Raw genomic sequence first — 18,380 nt, 5'->3', positions numbered from 1 at the left:
TCCCCGGCATTTCCCTGGTCCACTGTACACCTGGCGGCCGGCAGCGGCGATGGCCGGCCGCTCAACTGGCCAGCAGATACGCCACGCCGGGCGTGATGAGGACATTGGACAAGCCGGCCAGCACCATGACCAGACCCGCGATGGAGCCTTCGTCGGCGGCCAGTTCGCGCGCCTTGGCCACGCCCGCGCCATGCGCGCCCATGCCGAATAGCGCGCCGCGCGCCAGCGAGGACCGCAAAGGCAGCAGGCGGCGCAGCGCCTGGCCCATGAGGGCGCCCAGCACGCCGGTGACGATGACAAAGACGGCGGTCAGGTCGGGAACGCCGCCCAGCCGGGACGACACCGTCATGGCGAAGGGCGTGGCCACCGACCGCGGCACCAGGCTCAGGCGCACATCGGCCGGCAGCTCCAGCCAGCTGGCCAGCAGCCAGGCGCTCACGCCGGCGATGAGGCTGCCCACCGACACGCCCACCAGCAGAATGGGCCAATAGCGGCGGATCAGGGCGCGCTCCTGGTAGAGCGGCAGCGCGAAGGACACGATGACCGGACTGAGCATGGCCATCAGCCAATGGCTGCCGCGCATGTAGTCGGCGTAGCCCGCGTGCAGCAGGAGCGCCAGGACCAGCAGCAGCGCCGGCGCCAGCACCAGGGTGGAACTCCACCAATAGCCGTGGCGGCGATAGACGGCGCGCGCGCAGAGATAGGCCAGCACCGTGGCCAGCGGCCAGAAAACCAGGGCAGCGGCATCAAGCATGGCGGTTCATCCATCGATAGCACAGGTCGATGGCCAGGGCGGTGCCGCCCATCACCAGCAACGTGCCCAGCGCGATGACGGCCAGGATCTTCAATCCCAGCATGCCCATCAGTTCGCGATGGTCGAGCAGACACATCACGGCGGGCACGAAGAACAGCAGCATTTCGGCCAGCAGCCAGCTGGCGCCGCGCCGGATGTGATTGGGCCGCAGCAGGCCGCTGCCCAACAGGAGCAGGACCAGCGCCAGGCCGATCACGCCGCCCGGAATGGGCAGGCCGCCCCACTGGGCCAGGGCCTGGCCGGCCCAGGCAAATCCCGCGATGACCGCGATCTGCAATAAACGGCTGCGCCTCAGATAGCTGCGTCCGAGGGTCCAACTACGAGCAAACATGACAACACTCCCTGAGCGCGCTTCTCTGTCCGCGGAAGCTTGGGCGCTCCCTCCTCTTGTACGCCTTTCCCCCGCATAGATAAAATGAATTCATTTCATTGGCCTTATGCCGATATGGAATATCCATGGATTTACGGACATTGCGGGCGTTTTGCGAGGTGCTGCGGCAAGGCGGTTTTTCCCAGGCCGCGCGCGCCATTCATGCCACCCAGCCGACGGTCAGCAAGGCCGTGCGCCAGCTGGAAGACGAGATCGGCATGCCGCTGCTGGACCGGCAAAGCCACCCGCCACGCCCGACCCAGGCCGGCGAAGTGGTGTTCCGCCGCGCCCAGACCATGCTGGCCCAGCGCGATGACCTGGTCGCCGAACTGCAAGAACTGCGCGGTCTCAAGCGCGGCGTGCTGCGCCTGGGCCTGCCCACGCTGGGCAGCAGCGTGCTGTTCGCGCCGCTGTTCGCGCAATTCCGCAGCCGCTATCCCGGCATCGAAATCAGCCTGGCCGAACACGGCAGCCGGCGCCTGGAAGACATGGTGCAAAGCGGCGATATCGAACTGGGCGCCACGCTCACGCCCGTGCCCGAGGCGTTCGAGTATCAGCCCGTGGCCCGCGAACCGCTCATGGTGCTCATGCCGCCGGACCATCCGCTGGCGCGATCGCGCCGGCTGCGCCTGGCCGAGCTGCGCGACACACCCTTCGTGCTGTTCGAAAGCGGCTTTGCGCTCAACCAGGTGCTGATCTCGGCCTGCGAGCGCGTCGGCTACACCCCCGTGACGGCGGCGCGCAGCGGCCAGATCGACTTCATCGTCGCCCTGGTGGCCTCGGGCCTGGGCATAGGTTTTCTGCCGCGCCTGGTCGCCGAGCAGCGCCAGCAGGCCGGCGTGCGCCTGGTGGCGCTCGACGACCGCGATGCGGTCTGGGAAATGACGCTGATCTGGCGCCGCGGCGGATATCTCTCGCACGCGGCCCTGGCCTGGCTGGCGCTGAACCGCGAGGTCTATCCCTCGGGCGAGGCCGAACAGGACAGGGCCAGCTGACAGGCCTGGCGATGACCCGGGGCAAGCGTTTTGACCCCGGAAATCCGGTGAAACAGCGTTGTCGTCCCGGCCGTCCAATGCGGCGGCGGGAATTGGCTATGCTAGGCCGGTCATCGATACTGCGTATGGCCTGCCATGATGCTGCAAACCCCTCTCGCCCAAGAGTCTGATTTTGACGCGCTGTCCGAGCTGCGGCTGGCGGCCATGCGCGAAAGCCTGCAAGCGCTGGGGCGCTTCGATCCCGAGCGATCGCGCGCGCGGCTGCGCGCCGGCTTCGAACCGGCGCTCACGCGCCACATCGTCGTCGACGGCCAGCGCGCGGGTTTCTACATCCTCGATGACCGCCAGCCCGCCTGGCGCCTGACGCATTTCTATCTCAGCCCCGAACACAGCGGGCGCGGCATCGGTTCGCGCGTGCTGCGCGAACTCTGCGCCCGGGCTCGCACCCTGGGCGCCAGCATCGAACTGGGCGCCCTCAAGGGCAGCCGCTCCAACGCCTTCTATCTGGCCCACGGCTTCGAGAAAGTGAGCGAGTCGGAGTGGGACGTGGAATACCGCTACCGCGCCTGATCTCCGAACACCAGCCTGGGCACGGCCTGCAGCAGGCGCCGGGTCAAGGCGTGCCTGGGTTGCCGCAAGACCGTGGCGGCGTCGTCCAGCTCGACGATACGGCCCTCGGCCATGACGGCGATGCGGTCGGCCAGATATTCCACGACCCCGAAGTTGTGGGTGATGAAAAGATAGGCAATGCCCATCTCCGCCTGCAGCTCGCGCAGCAGATCGAGAATCTGCGCCTGCACCGAGACATCGAGCGCCGAGGTGGGCTCGTCGCAGATCAGCACCCGGGGCTCGACGGCCAAGGCGCGGGCGATGGCGATGCGCTGCCGCTGCCCGCCCGAGAACTCATGCGGATAGCGCCTCACCGTGTCCGCCGGCAGGCCGACGCGGCGCAGCAGCTCCTCGGCGCGCGCCTGCCGCTGGTCCGGCTTGAGGCCGGGATGCAGCGAAGCCACGCCTTCATCGAGGATATTGCCGACCCGCATGCGGGGATCCAGCGAGGCATAGGGATCCTGGAACACGATCTGGATGTCGCGCCGCAAAGCCCGCAAGGCGCGGCGGTCGGCGCCCAGCAGGTCCCGGCCGTCCAACAGGGCCTGGCCACCGATGCGCGCGCCGTCGACCAGGCGCAGCAAGGCCTTGCCCGTGGTGGTCTTGCCGCAGCCGGACTCGCCCAGCAGCGCCAGGGTTTCGCCCGCCCGCAGGTTGAAGCTCACGCCGTCGGCGGCCTTGACCCAGGCGACGGGACGCCGCAGCAAGCCCTTGCGGACCGGGTAGTGAACACGCAGGTCCCGCACGTCCAGCACGATGTCGCCCGGCGCGCGGGCGGCCGCGGGGACGGCCGGGATGACGGCGGCCCCGGCCAGCGGCCGGCCGCGTTTCTCGAAAGTGGGAATGGCGTCGAACAGCTGCCGCGCATAGGGATGCCGGGGCGCGGTGAAGAAGGTCCGGGCATCGGCCGCCTCGACGATCTCGCCGCCGCGCATCAGGGCCACGTGATGCGCGGTCTGGCGCACGATGGCCAGGTCATGCGTGATCAGCAGCACGGCCATGCCCATTTCGCGCTGGATGTCGGCCAACAGCTCCAGCACCTGGGCCTGGACCGTCACGTCCAGAGCCGTGGTGGGCTCGTCGGCGATCAGCAGCCGGGGCTCGGCGGCCAGCGCGATGGCGATCATGACGCGCTGCTTCTGGCCGCCGGAAAACTGGAAGGGATAATCGTCGACGCGGCGCTCGGGCTCGGGGATGCCCACGCGCGAGAGCCATTCGATGGCGCGCCGCCGCGCCGCCGCGCCCCGCAGCGCGGTGTGCGCCACCAGGATCTCGACGATCTGGTCGCCCACCCGCATGACTGGATTCAGGCTGGTGGAGGGTTCCTGGAAGATGATGCCGACCCGGCCGCCCCGGACGCCGCGCATCTGCCGCTCGGTGAGATGGTTGAGGTCCTGGTCTTCGAGATTGACCTGGCCGCCGACGATGCGCCCCGCGTCGGGCAAGAGCCGCAGCAGCGCCAGCGCCGTCATGCTCTTGCCGCTGCCGGACTCGCCCACCAGGGCGAAAGTCTCGCCGCGCGCGATGGCCAGGCTCAGGCGCTTGACCACATGCGCCAGGCCGTCCTCGGACGCCACGGCCACATCGAGGTCTTGGACATGGAGCAGACTCATTGCGCGCCTCCGGTCGCTTGCTTGAGATGGGGCCGGAAACGCCGGCTGCGCGGGTCAAAGGCATCGCGCACGCCGTCGGCGAACAGGTTGGCGGCCAGCACCAGGGTCAGCAGGAAGACGAAGGCGGTGAGCAGGTTCCACCAGATCATGGGGTCGCGCGACATTTCGAGGCGCGCGCCGTCGATCATGGAGCCAAACGAGTTCATGCTGGGATCGACCCCTATGCCCAGGTAGGACAGCACCGCCTCGTAGAGCACCAGCCCGGAGAACTCCAGCACGGCCGTGATGAGCACGATATGCATGACATTGGGCAGCAGATGCCGCGCCATGATGCGCCAGTGCGACACCCCGAAGGCGCGCGCGGCCTGGATGTACTCCTGTTCGCGCAGCTTGAGCGTTTCGGCGCGCAGCAGCCGGCACAGGGCCGACCAGCCCGTCAAACCGAGAATCATGCACAGCAGGAAGAGGCGCGCATCAGCGCGCGCCGCCGAGGTATCGAAATACTCGGCGTGGTTCTCGATATAGACCTGCATCATGAGCGAGCAGGCGGCCACCAGCAGGACGCCGGGGATGGAGGTCAGCGTGGTGTAGAGGTATTGGATGACATCGTCCACCTTGCCCTTGAAATAACCCGCGGCGATGCCGAAGCCGATGGCCGGCGGCAGCATGGCCAGGGTGGTGAGCGTGCCTATCACCAGCGCCGTGCGTACGCTCTTGAGCGCCTGCCAGAGCACATCGTTGCCGGTGCGGTCGGTGCCCAGCACGTGATAGCCCGTGGCCAGGGCCGCCAGGCCGCCGCCCGCCAGGCAGAGGACGGCCAGCGTCAGCAGCATGGCGCGCCAGGGCACCAGGCTGTTGCCGCGCAGCAGGTCGGCCAGGCCCACCCTGCCCGGGCCCCGGCGGCAGGCGAGAAACACGGCCAGCGCGACGGCCGCCAGCAGCGCGGCCGCCAGCCCGGCGGCCAGCCCGCGCGCCAGGCGGGCGCGGATGTCGGGCCAGGTTTCGGCCGCGGGGTCGGCCAGGTGGGCGCCGCCATGGCGCAGACGCGGAAAGTCGCGGCTGACCGCGCCATCCTCGCCCACCATGCTCTCCTTGGTGAACTGATGCGAGGCCAGCGGGGCCGAGTAGGTTTTTTCGGGCTTGGCCAGTACGGACGGCGCCATCAGGCTGTCCAGCAGCGAGGTGACGGCCGGCGCGTACACCGGCGGCGCGTCGGCGGCGGCCGTGGGCGCCGGCGGCAGGCGCAGCTGAAAGTGCACGGAATCCAGCAGCCCCACCAGGACAAAGCAGGACAGCACCACGGCCGAGCACATGGCCGGCGCGTCGGCGGCCACCCGGCGCCAGGTGGCGCGCAAGGCGGGGCTGCGCCGCACGCGCCAGACATAGGCCAAGACGGCAAGGACCATCAGGAAAAGGGCGACGTCCGTCCAGAGAAAGATGAATCGTGGCATGGCGGTCACTCGAAACGCACGCGGGGATCGGCCAGCGTATAGGAGATGTCGGCGAGGATGAGACCCAGGATGTAGAGCGCCGATCCCAGGAACACCATGGCGCGCACGATGGAGAAGTCCTGCGCATTGATGGCGTCGATGGTGTAGCTGCCCAGGCCCGGAATGCCGAAGAAGGATTCGGCGATCAGGCTGCCCATGAAGAGCAGCGGAATGGCCGAGACCGTGCTCGTCAGGATGGGCAGCAGGGCGTTGCGCAGCACATGCCGGAACAGCACCAGCGTCTCGCTCAGGCCCTTGGCGCGGGCGGTGCGCACATAATCCTTGCCGATCTCCTCAAGAAAGATGCTGCGGTAGAACCTGGCCTCGGGCCCCAGCCGCGAGATGACCGCCACCAGCACCGGCAGGGCCAGGAACTTGACGCTGCCCAGCCCGTCCGCGTAGCCCGAATAAGGCACCAGCTGCCACAGCTTGGCGAACAGCCACTGCCCCGCGATGATGTAGAACAGGCTGGAGATCGACAGCAGGATCACGCAGACGACCACGCCCCAGAAGTCCAGCCGGGTCGCGCGGAAGAAGACCAGGGTGAGCGAAAACACGATGCTGGCGAACAGCCCGAGCAGGAAGGACGGCAGGGCCAGGGCCAGGCTGGGCCACATGCGCGTCTTGATTTCGCGGCCGATGTCGCGCCCGGCATCGGAGGCGCCGAACTCCATGGCCAGCAGGGGCACGGAGCGCTGGTAGAACACCGTGTCGGTGTAGCGCTCAAGCCCGGATTGCGCGTGGTTGAAAAAAAGCGGCTTGTCGTAGCCGCGGTCGGCCTTCCATTTGTCGATGGCGTCCTGGCTGGTGCGCTGCCCGCCGATGGCCAGACGGGCCATGTCGTCGGGCGTATTGACCGCGAAGAAGAGGATGAAGGTAAAGAGATTGACGCCTATGAGGATCAACACCCCATACAGCAGCCGGCGCAGCACATAGCTTGTCATGATTGTCGCTCCCGGGCGCCAAACGCGGTCTGGCGCTCGCGCCGTTTCAGCGTGATATAGGAAGGGATGATGGCCAGCAGGATGAGCAGCAGCACGATGCCCAGCGGCCACCAGCGGGGGCGGTTCCATTCGTCGGTCTTGCGCAGCCGCAGCGCGGGGTCGACCTTCATGTATTGCAGGGTGTTGCGCACCATCTGGGTGGGCTTGGCATTGCCCACCCACTGCTGGTAGGCGCCGCCCGACATCGGAAAGTAGCCGAACATCCAGACCGCGTCGCGCCGGACCACATCGACCATGCGGGCGATGATGGCTGCTTTTTCGGGGCCGTCGTCGAGGAATTTCATTTGCTCGAAGAGGCGGTCGTATTCGGGGTTTTCGTAGTTGGCCGCGTTTTCGCCGCCGCTCTTGGCCTTGGCATTGGGCCCGTAGAGCAGGAAGAGGAAGTTTTCGGCGTCGGGATAGTCGGCGTTCCAGCCCCAGAAGAAGAGCTGGGCCGTGCCGCGCCGCATCTTGTCCTGGAAGCGGTTGTAGTCGGTGGAGCGGACATCCATCTGGATGCCGATCTTGGCCAGCTGGCGCCGCATCCAGTCGAACTGCGGGCTGGCGCCGGCGCCGGACATGGCGTCGTAATAGAGCACCAGCGGCGCGCCGGTCTGCGCATTGCGCCCGCCCGGATAGCCGGCCTGGGCCAGCAGCTCGCGCGCCGCATCGAGCGGCTTGCGCACGGGCTTGCCATCGGCGAGCTGGTAGGTCACGGGGTTGTAGCCCTCGGGCAGGGGCTGGTAGCCCAGCACCCCGGGCGGCACCGGCCCATGGGCGGCGGCGGCCTGCCCGTTTTCGAAGATATTGATGTACTCCTCCCAGTCGAAGACGATGCTGATGGCCTGGCGCAGCTTGCGGTTGCGCTCGGCCTGCTCAGGCGTATCGCCCTTGCCCACGACGGGGTCCAGCCAGTTAAAGCCCATATACCAGTTGGAGGTCTCGACCGTGGTGGGCAGGCGGATGCCGCGCTCGCGGTAGAGCGCGGCCTTTTCCTGGGAGTCGCCCGCGGCCACCAGCATGGACACGCCATACTCGCCGCGCTCGACCTGGGGCACGTCGTAATACCCCTGGAGGAATTTGCCGTTCAGGGGCAAGGCTTCTTTTTCGACGCTGAACACCACGCGGTCGATGAAGGGCGTGGGCTTGCCGCAATCGGCCAGCAGGCCGGCCTGCCTGTCGCCCGGCTCGCCCTCGCAGGGATAGGCCTCGCCGTGGAAATTGGGATTGCGGGCCAGCACATGGCGCCAATTGGGCCGCGACTCCACCAGCATGTAGGGGCCGGTGCCCACCGGCCAGGTGTTGAGCGAGAGATCGTGCTCGGCCATGCCCGGCTGGCTGTAGAAGCGGTCGGCCTCCCAGGGGATGGGCGCGGTGAAGGTCATGGCCAGCCAGTATTTGAACTGGGGATACTTGCCCTTGATGCGGATGCGCAGCGTGCGGCTGTCCAGCGCCTGCACGCCATCAAAGCCCTCGGGCTCGCGCAGGTCCAGCCAGGGCAGGTCGCGCGCGCCCGCGGGCAGCGCCTGCCGCTGCGCGCGGTCGCGCTCGCGCAGGCGCTCGCCATATTGCTGCATGCCGACGATATGCTCGGCCATCAGCGAATAGATGGGCGAAACCACGCGCGGGCTGGCCAGGCGGCGAAAGGCGTAGACGTAGTCGTCGGCGGTGAGTTCACGGCTGCCGGTCAGGGGAAAGTCGGGCAGGTAGAACTTGTCGTCCAGCTCGCCCGGGGCCAGCGGATAGTAGGCGTAGCCGCCATCGGGCTTGCGGGCGAAGGCCGGGTGCGGCTGGTAGCGTATGCCCGGACGCAGCGTGATGTCATAGACGCTCTCGGCGATGCGCTCGCCGGGCGTGTCATCCGGCAGGGGCCGGCCCTGGGCGTCGAGATAGACCGGATGGGCGATCTCGCTGGCCGCGCGCGGGACGAGCTCGTAGGGCCGCTTGAGGTAGTGATACCCATAGAGCGGCTCATAGATGTTGTAGGTATACGGCGTCTCGTCGGTGGAATAGGAGCTTGCCGGATCGAGATACTTGGGCGAGCGCTTGACGAAGGCCGTGTAGAGCGTGTTTTCTTCGAGGGCGCCGGAAAGATAGGGGCTGTTGACCGGGCTTTCGCGCGAACAAGCGGCCAATGCGGCCATCATCGTAAGGGCGGCCAGGATACAGCGCAGCAGCCGCCCCGATATGCGATGCAGTTTCATCAAGACTTTCCCCGTGTGGTGCGCCAGAAGAATAGCAAAGCCCTCACACTTGTCATACGGAAACCTGGCCTCTTTTTTTCCGGCATTTCGCTATTGGCAACGCCGTTCTTTCCAGCAGTCATAACGCCATTTCCAGGGCTCGACAGCGCCCGGCTGGGCCCATAGCCCGCGGCCGGCCTGACGGGCCTGGCGCTGCAACTCGGGCAGGGATTTATCACGTAGGTAATCGCCGCGCCGGGCGGTGTAGGCCCAGGCGTAGCCGGCGGCGACCTGCTCGCGGTTGGCCGAGCGGCCATCGGGCAGGATAAGCGCGCACAGCTCCCGCCCGTACTGGTCTTTTTCGTAGCACTGGGCGGTCAGGTCCCGGCCGGCGACCAGGCTGGCCAGATGCTGCCGCGAGACTTCGGCATAGGGCTGGCCCGGCTGGTCACGGCCATGGCCGGCCTCGGGGGCGTCGATGCTGTCCAGGCGGATGCGCCGCTGCCCGTCGGGCGCGCGCAGCGTGACCGTATCGCCGTCGGCCACGTTGACAATGGTGCCCCGCAGGGTATAGCTGGCCCGCGGCAGGTCGGCTGGCGCGCCCGCCTCGGCCGGGACGGCCGGCGGCGCGGCCGGCGCGGGGTCGCGGTGCAGCCAGGCCGCCACCGCTCCGAGGACCAGGGCGGCGACCACGCTGGCCACGCGCCGTCCCAGCCGGCGCGAAGCGCTGTTGAAAAAGACATTGTTGGGCAAGACAACCTCGCAGGATGGGCCGGCTCAGAGCCAGCCGGACTTCCGGAAACGCCAATACAGCACGGCGCAGATCGCGGCGATCACGCTCAGGGTGATGGGATAGCCCCAGTGGCTCTTGAGTTCCGGCATGTACTCGAAATTCATGCCATAGATGCCGGCCACGGCGGTCGGCACCGCCAGGATGGCGGCCCAGGAGGCCAGCTTGCGCGTGGTGTCGTTCTGCTGGCCCTGCCCTATCATGAGGCTGGCTTCGAAGGCGAAGGCCAGGGCCTCGCGCAGGGCGCTGATGAGTTCATCGACGCGGATCACGCGGTCGGCCACTTCGGCGAAATACGGCCGCGCATGCTCGTCGACGGCCGACATTTCCACCCGCGCCAGGCGCCGGCAGATCTCGGCCATGGGCGCGATCGCATTATGGATGCGCAGCAGATCGCGGCGCTGGCGGTACAGCTTGCGGATATCGGAGTCCTTGGCGCCGCGGATAAGCAGCTTTTGTTCGGCGTGCTCGACCACGTTTTCAAGCTGGCCGGCCGCCGCCGCATAGCGGTCCACCAGCAGGTCGAGCAGTTCGGAGGCCACATAGTCGCTGCCGCGCTTGAGCAGTTCGGGCGAGGCCTCCAGGCGCTCGCGCAGGCTGCTATGCGTGGCCGCCGCGCCGCGGCGCACCGTGACCAGGAAGCCCTCGCCGATCAGGTACTGGGTTTCGCCGAAGACGGGGCGGCCGCCCTCGACCTCGACCGTGATGGCCACGATGAGCACCATGTTGCCGTAATCGATGATCTTGGGCCGGCGGTGCGCCTCCAGCATTTCTTCGCGGTTCTTGTCGCAGGCGCCCAGGGCGTCGACGACCTGGGCGATGCACTCGGGGCTGGGGTTGCGCAAGCCTATCCAGAGCATGCCCTTCTGGCCGCCGACATAATCGCCCACCTCGGCGATGGGCACTTCGCGCGCGCGCCGGCCGTCCACATAGGCCACCGACGCCACGACCTGGCTGACTGGCGGCTCGGCCGCCGCGGAATCCGGAACCATGATCTCCCCCTTGGACCGACGGCGGGCAACGGCCAGCCATCGGGCATGATAGCTCAGGAGAACAGCTTGCGTAGCCGCTGGCCGACGTCGATCACCGGGGCGCCCGCGGCCCCCTGCGGGCCCTCGCCGCGCCCGAAAGGCAGCGCCGGCGGCTTGGGCAGATGCTCGAACAGCGGCATCATGCTGTCGGGCAGGAAGCGCGTGCGCGCGGCATAGACATGGCGGTCGCCCAGGCCGCTTTGCTGATGCACATAAAAGCGCTGGGGCACGAGGATCTGCAAGCGTTCGCGGGCGCGCGTCATGGCCACGTAGAGCAGGCGGCGCTCTTCTTCGATTTCTTCGCCGCTGTCGGTCGCCATGTCGGATGGGATGCAGCCATCCACGGCATTGAGGATGTATACCGCCTTCCATTCCTGGCCCTTGGCCGAATGGATGGTCGATAGAATCATGTAGTCCTCGTCCAGCAGCGGCTTGCCGGACTCGTCGCTGGTGGCCGAGGGCGGATCCAGCGTCAGTTCGGTCAGGAAGCGTTCGCGCGTGGGATAGCCCGCCGCCAGCCGCGCCAGCTGTTCGAGGTCGGCGCGGCGCACGCGCGCATCGTCATACAGATGCTCCAGCAGCGGCGCATACCAGGCCAGGGCGAGGTCGATGTCCGCCGGCCAGCCCGACTGCCGCCCGCGCAGCGCCGCGAAAACGGCCACCAGCCCGTCCCATTGCGGGCCCGCGCCGGGCTTGAAGGCGGCCAGACAGGCCAGGGGATCGGCGGCTTCGGCCATGGCGTCCATGAGCTTGCCCGCCGTGGCCGGCCCGATGCCGGGCAACAACTGGGCCACGCGAAATCCCGCCATGCGCGAACGGGGGTTCTCGGCCCAGCGCAGCAGCGACAGCAGGTCCTTGACATGCGCGGCCTCCAGAAAACGCAGGCCGCCGAATTTCACGAAGGGAATATTGCGCCGCGTCAGCTCCAGTTCAAGCGCGGCGCTGTGGCTGGCGGCGCGAAACAGCGCGGCTTGCGCGATCAGGCGCGTGCCCTCCTCGCGCCGTGCCAGGACCTGGTCGGCCACCCAGCGCGCCTGGCCGGCTTCGTCGCTGACGTTGACCAGCTCGGGCTTCTGCGCGCTGGCGCGGTCCGTCCACAGCGCCTTGGCGTAGCGCTCGGGCGCTTCGGCGATCACGGCATTGGACGCATCCAGTATGGGCTGCGTGCTGCGGTAATTGCGCTCCAGCGCAATGACGTGGGCGCCGAACTGACCCGGAAAATCCAGGATGTTGCGCACGGTGGCGGCGCGAAAGGCATAGATGGACTGGGCATCATCGCCCACGACGGTCAGGCCGCGGCCATCGGGCTTCATGGACAGCAGGATGCTGGCCTGCAGGCGATTGGTGTCCTGGTATTCGTCGACCAGCACATGGTCAAAGCGCGCCGACACATCGCGCGCGATGCCGGGGTCGGCCATCATTTCGGCCCAATAAAGCAGCAGGTCGTCGTAGTCCAGGATCTGCTGATCCTGCTTGGCCCGCATATAGGCCTGGAACAGACGCTTGAGCTCGTCCTCCCATTGGGCGCACCAGGGGAAAGCGCGCGCCAGCACATCGCCCAAGGGCTCCTGGCTGTTGATCACGCGCGAATAGATCGACAGGCAAGTGCCCTTGAGCGGGAAGCGGTTCTGCGTGGCCGTCAGGCCCAGCTCATGGCGCAGCATGCCCATGAGGTCTTCGGCATCGCCGCGGTCATGAACCGTGAAGGCTTCGGACAGGCCGATGCGCGTGGCGCAGTCGCGCAGCAGGCGCGCGCCAATGCTGTGGAAGGTGCCCGCCCAGGGCAGGGAGGGCGCGGCGCCATCCAGCTTCATGACCCGGCGCAGCACGCCCGCCACCCGGCGGTCCATTTCCTGGGCCGCGCGGCGCGAAAACGTCAGCAGCAGCAAGCGCTGGGGATCGGCGCCATGGCGGATCAAATGCGCCACGCGATGCGCCAGGGTGCTGGTCTTGCCCGAGCCCGCCCCGGCGATCACCAGGAGCGCGGACGCGGGCGCCGCGCCGGGCGTCACGCCATAGGTGGCGGCTTCGCGCTGCTGAGGGTTGAGTTCGTCCAGCGGATCGCTGGCCTCGGCGGTCGGTTTCGTCATGGCAATACACTGTATATTTATACAGACTATACCGCGTTCCGACCGCGCGCCTGGCGCGCGCCCTGTATGAGCCTGCTTATCGGCACTGCCTCCTGGACCGACCCCACCTTGCTGGCCTGCGGGCGCTTCTATCCGCCCGAAGCCAGCGATGCGGCCGCCCGCCTGCGTTTCTATGCCGCCCGCTTCCCGGTGGTCGAGGCGGACTCGCCCTATTACGGCCTGCCCGCCCCCGAGGCCACCCATGCCTGGGCCCAGCGCACGCCCGAGGGCTTCGTCTTCGATATCAAGGCCTTCCGGCTTTTCACGGGGCACCAGACGCCCTTGCGCGCCTTGCCCGCCGACCTGCTGCGCGATCTCGGCTGGCAGGCCGAAGACCCCCGCCCCTGTTTCGACAACCAGCTGCCGGCCGCCTGGCGCGACGAACTCTGGCGGCGCTTCTTGCTGGCCCTGGAGCCGCTGCGCGCGGCTGGCAAGCTGGGCCTGGTGCACTGCCAGTTTCCGCCCTGGGTGCGCAACGACGCGCGGGGCGCCGCCCGCCTGGACGATTGCGCCCGCCATCTCGAAGAGCTCGATGCCTCGGTGGAGTTCCGCCACGAGAGCTGGCTGCGCGATGCGTCCGCCGCCCACGCCACCCTGGCCCGGCTGCGCGAGCGCGCCCTGGTGCATACCGTGGTCGATGCGCCGCAGGGGGTTGCCAACACCGTGCCGGCGGTCTGGCGGACCACGCGCGACGACCTGGCGCTGGTGCGCCTACACGGACGCAACCGCCAGGCCTGGAACAGCCGCGGCCAGGCCTCCTCGTCGCGCTTCCAGTATGAGTACAACGACGCGGAGCTGGCCGACCTGGCGCAGCGCATCCAGCAGCTTGCGGCGCGGCAGACGCATGTGATCCTGAACACCAACTACCAGGACCAGGGTGTGCGCAATGCCCAGGGCCTGCTGCGCGCGGTGGCGATGCGGACCTAGGCGCGCTCGCCGCGGCGGGCCACTTCGTTCAGGCTGTCGAGCAGGATTTCAAACTTGCGCGCGATCTGGCTTTCCGGGACGCAGGCATAACCCAGCAAGAGGCCGTGGCGGGCCGGCTCGGGGCCGGCGTAATAGCGCGAAAGCGGGCGGGTGAGCACGCCGCGGGCCCGCGCGACATCGACCACGGCGTTGTCGTCGAGGTCCTCGGGCAGGTTGAGGATGAGATGCAGCCCCGCTTCGCTGGAATCCCGGTGCAGCCATTGCGGGCCCAGGCGCCGCTCGATGAGGTTGACCAGGATGGCGCGGCGCTTGCCATAGAGCATGCGCATGCGGCGGATGTGGGCCGCGTAATGGCCCTCGGAAATAAAGGCCGCCAGGGCCGCGTGCGTCATCAAATGGCCCTCGCGGTAGAGCTCGGCATGCCCGGCCTGGAAGGCGGCCGCGAGATGCTTGGGCAGCACCAGATAGCCCACGCGCAGGCCCGGATAAAGCGTCTTGCTGAACGTGCCCAGGTAGATGACGGGCGCATCGGGCTCCAGCCCCTGCAGCGAAGAAATCGGCCGCCCCGAAAAACGGAACTCGCTGTCGTAGTCATCCTCGATGATCCAGCTGCCCCAGCGGCGCGCCAGCGCCAGCAGCTGGCGCCGCCGGGCCAGCGACATCACCGTGCCCAGCGGGTACTGATGCGAAGGCGTTACGAAAATGAACTTCGGCGGCGTGCTGATGGCCTCGGCCGCGGAGGGCAGCAGCATGCCCTCCTCGTCGACCGGCTGCGGCTCGATGCGCACGCCATTGGCCCTGAGCACCGTGCGCGCGCCCCAATAGCCCGGGTTCTCGATCCAGGCGATGTCGCCGCTTGCGCCCAGCATGCGGGTGGCCAGGTCGATGGCCTGGTGCGATCCCTCGGTGATGATGATCTGCTCGGGGTCGCAATCGACCGAACGGGTCAGGCCCAGGTGCTCGGCCAGCACTTCGCGCAGGGCCGGCAGCCCGCCGCCATAGGAATAGGTCAGCAGCTCGGGCGCCGGCTTGCGCCACAGGGCGCTGAAAATACGCCCGAACTTGCGGTGCGGGAATTCGGTGACATCGGGCACGCCGGGCATGAAAGCGCCCCATTGGTAGGGCGAGGCCGAGACCCGGTCCACGATATGGGCGCCGCGCTCGGACAGCACGGGGCCGGAAGGCCCGCTGCCCTGGTGGCGCCGCGAGCGCCCGGTGGCCAGGTAGGCATCGGGCACACTTGCCGTTACAAAAGTCCCATTGCCCTGCCGGCTGCGGGTATAGCCCTCGGCCTGCAACTGGGCGTATACATGAACAACGGTATTGCGGGCAATGCCCAGCTCGGCCGCCAGGTCCCGCGTGGCCGGCAGGCGCGTATCGCCCGGCAGCGTGCCGTCCAGGATGGCCTCCCGGATCGCGCGGTACAAACGCTGATTCATGGGACCGTCGGAAGCGTCACCCAAGCGCAGCAGCAGCAAGTCACCGACGATGGACCTCAATTGGTTCTACCTGATTTGCAAAAGTGGTTCCTACGAATGGGGCCATCTTAGCATTAAAGTATCAAGGTGACGCCGCCGGCCATGACCGGCAGGCCAGTCTTTCGCCGCGCAGCGGCTGCCTATTGCCAATTTGAGGCTCTGATGAAAAACCGTGATCTGAATACCCGTCGCGCCCTGGCCACTCCGCGTGGCGTGGGTGTCATGTGCGACTTCTATGCCGTGCGCGCCGAAAACGCCACGCTGTGGGATGCCGAAGGCAAGGAATACATTGACTTCGCCGGCGGCATCGCCGTGCTGAACACCGGCCACCGCCATCCCAAGGTCATGGCCGCCGTGGCCGCGCAACTGGAAAACTTCACCCACACCGCCTACCAGATCGTGCCTTACGAGGGCTATGTGGCCCTGGCCGAGCGCATCAACAGCCTGGCCCCGATCAGCGGCCTGAAAAAGAGCGCCTTCTTCACGACCGGCGTCGAAGCCGTCGAGAACGCCGTGAAGATCGCGCGCGCGGCCACCGGCCGCTCGGGCGTGATCGCCTTCTCGGGCTCCTTCCATGGCCGCACCCAGCTGGGCATGGCGCTGACCGGCAAGGTCGCGCCCTACAAGCTGGCCTTCGGCGCCATGCCGGCCGATATCTACCACGCGCCCTTCCCCAACAGCACGCAAGACATCTCGGTGGCTGACTCGCTCAAGTCGCTGGACCTGCTGTTCAAGGTCGACATCGATCCGAAGCGCGTGGCCGCCATCATCCTCGAACCGGTGCAAGGCGAAGGCGGCTTCAACGTCGCCCCGCCCGAACTGATGGTCGCCCTGCGCAAGATCTGCGACGAACACGGCATCCTGCTGATCGCCGATGAAGTCCAGACCGGCTTTGCCCGCACCGGCAAGCTGTTCGCCATGGAACACCATTCGGTGCAGGCCGACATCATCACCATGGCCAAGAGCCTGGGCGGCGGCATGCCGATCTCCGGCGTGGTGGGCCGCGCCGAAGTCATGGACGGCCCGGCCGCCGGCGGCCTGGGCGGCACCTATGCCGGCAACCCGCTGGCCGTGGCCGCGTCGCTGGCCGTGCTGGACGTGATCGCCGAAGAAAAGCTGTGCGAGCGTTCCGTGGCCCTGGGCAAGCGCCTGATGGACCGCCTGAACAGCCTGCGCGACAAAGCGCCGGCCATCGCCGACGTGCGCGGCCTGGGCTCCATGGTCGCCCTCGAACTGAACGACCCCGCCACCGGCAAGCCGGACGCCGAGGCCGTCAAGCGCGTGCAGCAAAAGGCCATCGAGAAGGGTCTGCTGCTGCTGAGCTGCGGCGTGTACGGCAACGTGCTGCGCTTCCTGTATCCGCTGACCATTCCGGATGCCCAGTTCGACCGCGCGCTGGATATCCTGGCCGAATCCCTGACCGCCTGAACCCTGGCTGCCTGACCCACGCGCGGGATGGAACACCATCCCGCGCGTGTCCATTCAGAAGGAAATATTCATGTCCTTGACCAAGACCCTGAGCCGTCCCGACCTGTTGCGCGACGCCTGCTTCATCGATGGCAAGTGGGTGGCCGCCTCCGGGGCCAGCATTCCCGTCGACAATCCCGCCACCGGCAAGACCATCGTCTCCGTGCCCAAGCTGGGCCGCAAGGAAACCGAGGCCGCCATCGCCAGCGCCGAGAAGGCGCTGCCGGCCTGGGCCGCCAAGACCGGCAAGGAGCGCGGCGCCATCCTGCTGAAGTGGGCCAACCTCATGATGCAGCACCAGCAGGATCTGGCGACCATCATGACCTCCGAGCAAGGCAAGCCCCTGCCCGAAGCCGCTGGCGAAATCGCCTATGCCGCCTCCTTCCTGGAGTGGTTCGGCGAGGAAGCCAAGCGCGTGGACGGCGATGTGCTGCAAAGCCCCAAGGCCGGCCAGCGCATCATGGTCCTGAAGCAGCCCATCGGCGTGACCGCCGCGATCACGCCCTGGAACTTCCCGGCCGCGATGATCACCCGCAAGGTCGGCCCGGCCCTGGCCGCCGGCTGCCCCATGGTGGTCAAGCCCGCCCAGCAGACCCCGCTGACCGCCCTGGCCCTGGCCGTGCTGGCCGAAGAGGCCGGCGTGCCGGCAGGCGTGTTCCATGTGATCACCGGCAGCTCGCGCGAGATCGGCGCGGCCCTGTGCGAAAGCGATGTCGTGCGCAAGCTCAGTTTCACGGGCTCGACCGAAGTGGGCCGCACCCTGATGGAGCAATGCGCCCCCACCATCAAGAAGCTGTCGCTCGAACTGGGCGGCAATGCGCCCTTCATCGTGTTCGACGACGCCGACCTGGACCGCGCCGTCGACGGCATCCTGGCCTCGAAGTACCGCAATGCCGGCCAGACCTGCGTCTGCGCCAACCGCATCTACATCCAGGCCGGCGTCTACGAAGAAGTCGCCAAGCGCCTGATCGCCAAGGTCCAGGCCATGAAGGTCGGCGACGGTTTCGAGCAAGGCGTGACCCAGGGTCCGCTGATCGACGATGCGGCCGTGGCCAAGGTCAAGGAACACATCGAGGACGCCGTGGGCAAGGGCGCCAAGGTCGTGGCCGGCGGCAAGACGCATGCCCTGGGCGGCAACTTCTTCGAGCCGACCGTGGTGCGCGACGTGACGCAATCCATGCTCTTCGCCTCGGAAGAGACCTTCGGCCCGGTGGCGCCGCTGTTCAAGTTCGAGACCGAAGCGGAAGTCATCACGCATGCCAATGACACCATCTTCGGCCTGGCCGCCTATTTCTTCACGCGCGACTACGCCCGCATCTGGCGCGTCTCCGAGGCGCTGGAATACGGCATCGTCGGCATCAACACCGGCCTGATCTCCAACGAAGTCGGTCCCTTCGGCGGCGTCAAGCAATCCGGCCTGGGCCGCGAAGGCTCCAAGTACGGCATCGAAGACTATCTCGAACTGAAGTATCTCTGCGTGGACCTGGGCGCCTGATCGCCC

At 67.6% G+C, this 18,380-nt stretch carries 15 protein-coding genes; 5 read left to right on the top strand and 10 right to left on the bottom strand.

The genetic code is table 11. From position 1 onward, the window contains the following. Positions 1-61: 61 nt before the first annotated feature. Both L540_RS15100 and L540_RS15095 read right to left on the bottom strand, forming a co-directional pair. A complete protein-coding gene (locus L540_RS15100; protein WP_043214414.1) occupies positions 62-754 on the bottom strand; it encodes an LrgB family protein in 693 nt (230 codons plus the stop codon). Continuing rightward, positions 747-1,145: a CidA/LrgA family protein gene (locus L540_RS15095; protein WP_043214412.1), complete on the bottom strand. Its 399-nt coding sequence runs from the start codon at positions 1,143-1,145 to the stop codon at positions 747-749. Before L540_RS15095 ends, L540_RS15100 begins: the two co-directional genes overlap by 8 nt. A gap of 125 nt (positions 1,146-1,270) precedes the next feature. Between L540_RS15095 and L540_RS15090 the strand changes: the two genes are divergently transcribed. Next, positions 1,271-2,179, top strand: a complete 909-nt coding sequence (locus L540_RS15090) for a LysR family transcriptional regulator (RefSeq protein ID WP_043214409.1) — start codon at positions 1,271-1,273, stop codon at positions 2,177-2,179. A 135-nt stretch (positions 2,180-2,314) separates the two neighbouring features. Beyond that, positions 2,315-2,749 carry a GNAT family N-acetyltransferase gene (locus L540_RS15085; RefSeq protein WP_043214408.1) on the top strand — a complete coding sequence of 145 codons (435 nt, stop codon included), beginning with the start codon at positions 2,315-2,317 and terminating at the stop codon, positions 2,747-2,749. Here L540_RS15085 and L540_RS15080 read toward each other — a convergent pair. From L540_RS15080 to L540_RS15050, 7 genes are all read right to left on the bottom strand, one after another. Further along, a complete protein-coding gene (locus tag L540_RS15080) occupies positions 2,737-4,401 on the bottom strand; it encodes an ABC transporter ATP-binding protein (protein WP_043214406.1) in 1,665 nt (554 codons plus the stop codon). The two genes, L540_RS15085 and L540_RS15080, sit on opposite strands and share 13 nt — an antisense overlap. Continuing rightward, positions 4,398-5,852 carry an ABC transporter permease gene (locus L540_RS15075; protein ID WP_109842548.1) on the bottom strand — a complete coding sequence of 485 codons (1,455 nt, stop codon included), beginning with the start codon at positions 5,850-5,852 and terminating at the stop codon, positions 4,398-4,400. The genes L540_RS15080 and L540_RS15075 overlap by 4 nt, the downstream gene beginning before the upstream one ends. Before the next feature lie 5 nt (positions 5,853-5,857). Next, positions 5,858-6,835, bottom strand: coding sequence for an ABC transporter permease (locus tag L540_RS15070; RefSeq protein WP_043214402.1), 978 nt, complete (start codon positions 6,833-6,835; stop codon positions 5,858-5,860). Next, positions 6,832-9,078 carry an ABC transporter substrate-binding protein gene (locus tag L540_RS15065; protein WP_043214400.1) on the bottom strand — a complete coding sequence of 749 codons (2,247 nt, stop codon included), beginning with the start codon at positions 9,076-9,078 and terminating at the stop codon, positions 6,832-6,834. The genes L540_RS15070 and L540_RS15065 overlap by 4 nt, the downstream gene beginning before the upstream one ends. A 90-nt stretch (positions 9,079-9,168) precedes the next feature. Continuing rightward, positions 9,169-9,810 (bottom strand): thermonuclease family protein, encoded by a 642-nt coding sequence (locus tag L540_RS15060; protein WP_043214396.1) that lies wholly within the window; start codon positions 9,808-9,810, stop codon positions 9,169-9,171. A gap of 24 nt (positions 9,811-9,834) precedes the next feature. Beyond that, positions 9,835-10,839 (bottom strand): magnesium and cobalt transport protein CorA, encoded by a 1,005-nt coding sequence (locus L540_RS15055; RefSeq protein ID WP_043214394.1) that lies wholly within the window; start codon positions 10,837-10,839, stop codon positions 9,835-9,837. Positions 10,840-10,892: 53 nt separating this feature from the next. After that, entirely contained in the window at positions 10,893-12,968 is a 2,076-nt protein-coding gene (locus L540_RS15050; RefSeq protein WP_043214392.1) for an ATP-dependent helicase, read from the bottom strand. Positions 12,969-13,034: 66 nt separating this feature from the next. On the opposite strand from L540_RS15050, the gene L540_RS15045 reads away from it, so the two are divergent. Then, on the top strand, positions 13,035-13,934 hold the full coding sequence (locus L540_RS15045; RefSeq protein ID WP_043214390.1) for a DUF72 domain-containing protein: 900 nt from the start codon (positions 13,035-13,037) through the stop codon (positions 13,932-13,934). Here L540_RS15045 and pdxR read toward each other — a convergent pair. Continuing rightward, positions 13,931-15,433, bottom strand: a complete 1,503-nt coding sequence (gene pdxR / locus L540_RS15040) for a MocR-like pyridoxine biosynthesis transcription factor PdxR (RefSeq protein ID WP_372432946.1) — start codon at positions 15,431-15,433, stop codon at positions 13,931-13,933. The two genes, L540_RS15045 and pdxR, sit on opposite strands and share 4 nt — an antisense overlap. A gap of 141 nt (positions 15,434-15,574) precedes the next feature. Here pdxR and L540_RS15035 point away from each other — a divergent pair, with 141 nt between their 5' ends. Together L540_RS15035 and L540_RS15030 are read left to right on the top strand one after the other, a co-directional pair. Continuing rightward, the gene (locus L540_RS15035; protein ID WP_043214386.1) at positions 15,575-16,840 is read left to right on the top strand and encodes a 4-aminobutyrate--2-oxoglutarate transaminase; all 1,266 of its coding nucleotides are present in this window, start codon (positions 15,575-15,577) and stop codon (positions 16,838-16,840) included. A 70-nt stretch (positions 16,841-16,910) separates the two neighbouring features. After that, positions 16,911-18,374 (top strand): NAD-dependent succinate-semialdehyde dehydrogenase, encoded by a 1,464-nt coding sequence (locus L540_RS15030; RefSeq protein ID WP_043214384.1) that lies wholly within the window; start codon positions 16,911-16,913, stop codon positions 18,372-18,374. Positions 18,375-18,380: the final 6 nt, after the last annotated feature.

Origin of the sequence: Bordetella pseudohinzii (assembly GCF_000657795.2) — a bacterium.
GTDB classification, from domain to species: Bacteria; Pseudomonadota; Gammaproteobacteria; order Burkholderiales; family Burkholderiaceae_B; genus Bordetella; species Bordetella pseudohinzii.
This window is presented reverse-complemented; position numbering and strand designations above follow the sequence as displayed.

Bases quoted from the DNA above. Each gene is read 5' to 3' on its own strand.
- L540_RS15080 (WP_043214406.1), bottom strand. From the start codon at position 4,401: ATGAGTCTGCTCCATGTCCAAGACCTCGATGTGGCCGTGGCGTCCGAG.
- L540_RS15030 (WP_043214384.1), top strand. From the start codon at position 16,911: ATGTCCTTGACCAAGACCCTGAGCCGTCCCGACCTGTTGCGCGACGCC.
- L540_RS15090 (WP_043214409.1), top strand. From the start codon at position 1,271: ATGGATTTACGGACATTGCGGGCGTTTTGCGAGGTGCTGCGGCAAGGC.
- L540_RS15095 (WP_043214412.1), bottom strand. From the start codon at position 1,145: ATGTTTGCTCGTAGTTGGACCCTCGGACGCAGCTATCTGAGGCGCAGC.
- L540_RS15075 (WP_109842548.1), bottom strand. From the start codon at position 5,852: ATGCCACGATTCATCTTTCTCTGGACGGACGTCGCCCTTTTCCTGATG.
- L540_RS15100 (WP_043214414.1), bottom strand. From the start codon at position 754: ATGCTTGATGCCGCTGCCCTGGTTTTCTGGCCGCTGGCCACGGTGCTG.
- L540_RS15065 (WP_043214400.1), bottom strand. From the start codon at position 9,078: ATGAAACTGCATCGCATATCGGGGCGGCTGCTGCGCTGTATCCTGGCC.
- L540_RS15045 (WP_043214390.1), top strand. From the start codon at position 13,035: ATGAGCCTGCTTATCGGCACTGCCTCCTGGACCGACCCCACCTTGCTG.
- L540_RS15035 (WP_043214386.1), top strand. From the start codon at position 15,575: ATGAAAAACCGTGATCTGAATACCCGTCGCGCCCTGGCCACTCCGCGT.
- L540_RS15055 (WP_043214394.1), bottom strand. From the start codon at position 10,839: ATGGTTCCGGATTCCGCGGCGGCCGAGCCGCCAGTCAGCCAGGTCGTG.
- L540_RS15070 (WP_043214402.1), bottom strand. From the start codon at position 6,835: ATGACAAGCTATGTGCTGCGCCGGCTGCTGTATGGGGTGTTGATCCTC.
- L540_RS15050 (WP_043214392.1), bottom strand. From the start codon at position 12,968: ATGACGAAACCGACCGCCGAGGCCAGCGATCCGCTGGACGAACTCAAC.
- L540_RS15085 (WP_043214408.1), top strand. From the start codon at position 2,315: ATGATGCTGCAAACCCCTCTCGCCCAAGAGTCTGATTTTGACGCGCTG.